Raw genomic sequence first — 3310 nt, 5'->3', positions numbered from 1 at the left:
GCTGGATGGAGAGCACCTTGGTGCCGCTGACGAAGTTGCCCAGCAGCCCTTCCCAGATCAGCGCGTAGACCAGCCCGGGGTACGCACCGCCGCGGGTGGCCCCGGCACCACCAAGCGGTACGGAGTCAGCGGGCCAACCACCAGCGATGACGGTCGGTGCGGCCCGGGTTGGTGCCGCCGATCGGGTGAACCGCCCACTGGCGGTCTCCGCCGTACTGGCCGTGGCGAGCATCGTTGGCGCCCAGATCGGCGCAGTCCTGGGGCTGCGCCGCCGCCCAGCCACCGCCGGGGCGGCCCCCCGACTGGCAGCGTCCTCCCGCACTTCACGGCGCGGCGTGGGCCGAAGTAGCGGTGGCGCGGGCCGAAACGGTGGCGCGGGCCGAAACGGTGACGCGGGCCGAAACGGTGACGCGGGCCCAGGCGGTGGCGCGGGCCGGAGCAGCGGCGGCGCGGGCCGGCGCGGCAGTGGTGGGGCGGCCGGAAGCGGTGCCGCCTGGGCTGCCAGCCGGGCGGCTGCGGCCATCGAAGCCCCGGCGACACCGCATGGCGGCGCGGCACCGAGCGGGAACGACTTTGGACCTCGCGGCGGCGGGATGTCGCCTAGCGGCAGTGGGGTCGCATCTACCGGCGGTGGGGCGACGCCCGCCGGAAGCGACGTGGCTCCCGCCGGCAGTGGAATGGCTTTCCCCGGCAGCACGGCGTTCCCGGGCAGCGGTATGGCTCTCTCCGGCGGCACGGCACCTCACGGCGGCGGAATGGCGGCCGCCGGCCCTGCCGGCTGGGGTGGTGACGAGGGCTGGGCCGGTGCTGGCGGCGAGGGCGGACTGTTCGACGGCGGGCACGGCCTGGACTCGGTACCGGACGGTCCGCCGGTCGGCCGACACCGACGCACCTGAGCGGCCCGCACGCCACGCCGCGCCTGCGACGCGGCTGGCCACCCCACGCTGGACCTGGTTCCTCCACGTCGCGCCGATCGCGCCCGAGGCGGTCTGGTCACGCCGCCCTGGCGGGGCGGCCGGGGCGACGTCTCGGAGAGCGATATGTCTGTGAGTCATCATGATGACTCACAGACATCAGCGTCGAAGGAGTTACTGCCTTGGGGCGTGGAGCATCTGCGTGAGGTGAGGCATCCCGAAGCCGGAGGCGCCCGGACCAGGCCAAGGCGCGGGCGGGCCAGCGCGAACAGGTCAGGGCAGGCGGGTCTGGAGCACGCCGTTCTCGATCCGGGTCGGCAGGACCTGCTGGTCGTTGCCGGACGGCCCCTGCATGACCTCACCGCCGTTGAGTCGGAAGGCGCTGCCGTGCCACGGGCAGACCACGCAGGCGTGGCCGTCGATCTCCTGCACCTCACCCTCGCCGAGCGGCCCGCTCTGGTGCGGGCAGCGCTCCAACATCACTGTCACCTCGTCACCGTGCCGATAGAGGATCACCGAGATGTCGTCGTCCACCTCTCGGGTGATCAGGGTGCGTTGCGGCAGCGTCGCCATGTCGACCAGCGAGTGCCAGCCATCGGTCATCCGATGCAGCTCGGAGACGCTCTGGTTGACCTGTGCCCCCTGCTTGTACGCCAGGTGACCCCCGATGTACGCGCCAAGGCTCACGGTGGAAAGCCCGAGGAAGCCGAGGGCGCGACCCATTCCGTGGCGGCCGGACAGCCGGGCGGCCAGCGAGCCGGCGTAGAGCGTTATGCCGACGGTGTTGGCAGCGGCGTGCACCAGGCCGACCCGGCGCTGGTCCCGGGCGAGTGCCGCCCAGTCGTTCAGACCGGCGACCGCGGCGGGCAGCGCGCTGACGGTGCCCAGACCGACCAGCACGGTGGCGGGCCGGCGCTGCCCGGGCATGAGGTCCAGCACCGCGGCGCTGATCCACGCGCCGACCGGCACCTGCACCATCGCCGGGTGCAGCGGGTGCCCGAGGGTCACCCCGTGCAGCAGGTCGCGCAGCCGGCGTGGGCGCAGCGTCCCCAGTACGACCTTCTGCAACCGGTCACCCGCGCGGTCCAGCCGGGAGTCCTGCTCAACTTTCGTCAAAAGTGCTCGCACGAGTACCGACTTCCCGGCGATCGTCGTCGCAAACCGGTCGGCGGCGACAAACCTGCCGCACCGCCCACACCGCCGGTCTTGCAGTTTCTGCTCACATAATCCGGGGCACGAGCCGCAAATTGGCAACAGCAAGTGCAAGATCGACGGGGATTGTGGGGGTGGGGCCGGGCCGGCATGCTGGCGGGATGGGTGTGCGGGTGGAGCGGGTCGGGGCGGTCACCACCGTTGTGCTGGACCGGGCTGACGCCCGGAACGCCGTGGACGGTCCTACGGCTCGGGCGCTGGCCGACGCGTTTCGGGCCTTCGAGGCTGATCCGGACGCCTTGGTGGCAGTGCTCTGGGGCGCCGGTGGGACGTTCTGCGCCGGCGCCGACCTCAAGGCGATCGGCACACCGAGCGGCAACCGGGTCGAGCCGGAGGGGGACGGCCCGATGGGTCCGACCCGGATGACGCTCAGCAAACCGGTGATCGCGGCGATCTCCGGATACGCGGTGGCGGGTGGACTCGAACTGGCGCTCTGGTGTGACCTACGGGTCGCCGAGTCGGACGCGACACTCGGGATGTTCTGCCGCCGCTGGGGAGTGCCGCTGATCGACGGTGGCACCGTCCGGCTGCCCCGGTTGATCGGCGAGAGTCGGGCCATGGACCTGATCCTCACCGGCCGCCCGGTGCCGGCCGACGAGGCGTACACGATGGGGTTGGTCAATCGGTTGGTGCCACCCGGCCAGGCGCGGGCCGCGGCCGAGGAGTTGGCGGCAGCGATCGCCCGGCATCCGCAGACCTGCCTGCGCAACGACCGGGCGGCGCTGCTGGCCGGCGCGGGGCGGCCCGAGCCGGAGGCGCTGGCGACCGAGTTGGCGTACGGGATGGACTCGCTGGCCACGGACGCGGCGGCCGGCGCGGCCCGGTTCGCCGCGGGCGAGGGCCGACACGGCACGACACCGCCGGGAGGGGTACACCCCCCGGCGGCGTCGGCTACCGGTTAGCTCAGTTGCGGTTGATGGTGAAGGTCGTCGTGGGGTTCTGGATGTCCACGGCGTTGTTGCTCAACCGGAGGTTGTTGAAGGTGACCGACCCGACGGCCGGCCCCTGCCCGGCCTCCGGCATCGGGTTCGCCCAGATGGCGAAGCCGGACTTCGCGTCGTAGGCGTCCCCGCTCTTCCGGGCACCGCTGATCGAGACGTTCGTGAAGACCGTGTCGGTGATCGGGTTCTGCGGCTGCCCGCCGACGTAGTTGGTCTGGAACATGATGCCGCTGTAGGTCGGAT

General features: G+C 72.2%; 4 protein-coding genes and 2 pseudogenes. 3 read left to right on the top strand and 3 right to left on the bottom strand.

Going from position 1 to position 3310, the window contains the following annotated elements; translation table 11 throughout:
• A pseudogene (locus AB0C20_RS35730) lies at positions 1–76 on the bottom strand (ABC transporter permease); the annotation flags it as partial.
• Between the two features lie 55 nt (positions 77–131).
• Between AB0C20_RS35730 and AB0C20_RS35725 the strand changes: the two are divergent.
• Positions 132–287 (top strand): annotated as a pseudogene (locus tag AB0C20_RS35725) (peptidoglycan-binding protein); the annotation flags it as partial.
• Between the two features lie 390 nt (positions 288–677).
• Entirely contained in the window at positions 678–896 is a 219-nt protein-coding gene (locus AB0C20_RS35720) for a hypothetical protein (RefSeq protein WP_357569672.1), read from the top strand.
• Between the two features lie 291 nt (positions 897–1187).
• Here the strand turns inward: AB0C20_RS35720 and AB0C20_RS35715 are convergent, their stop codons facing one another.
• Positions 1188–2042: a DUF2231 domain-containing protein gene (locus AB0C20_RS35715; protein WP_357179243.1), complete on the bottom strand. Its 855-nt coding sequence runs from the start codon at positions 2040–2042 to the stop codon at positions 1188–1190.
• A 185-nt stretch (positions 2043–2227) separates the two neighbouring features.
• Here AB0C20_RS35715 and AB0C20_RS35710 point away from each other — a divergent pair, with 185 nt between their 5' ends.
• Positions 2228–3028, top strand: a complete 801-nt coding sequence (locus tag AB0C20_RS35710) for a crotonase/enoyl-CoA hydratase family protein (RefSeq protein WP_357179240.1) — start codon at positions 2228–2230, stop codon at positions 3026–3028.
• Position 3029: 1 nt separating this feature from the next.
• Here AB0C20_RS35710 and AB0C20_RS35705 read toward each other — a convergent pair.
• Positions 3030–3310: hypothetical protein (locus AB0C20_RS35705; RefSeq protein ID WP_357569671.1), on the bottom strand; the 281-nt coding region annotated here is incomplete at its 5' end.

The organism is Micromonospora sp. NPDC048843 (genome assembly GCF_040649965.1).
Classification (GTDB): domain Bacteria; phylum Actinomycetota; class Actinomycetes; order Mycobacteriales; family Micromonosporaceae; genus Micromonospora; species Micromonospora hortensis.
Note: the sequence above shows the minus strand (reverse complement) of the source record. Positions and strands in the feature narration are given on the sequence as shown.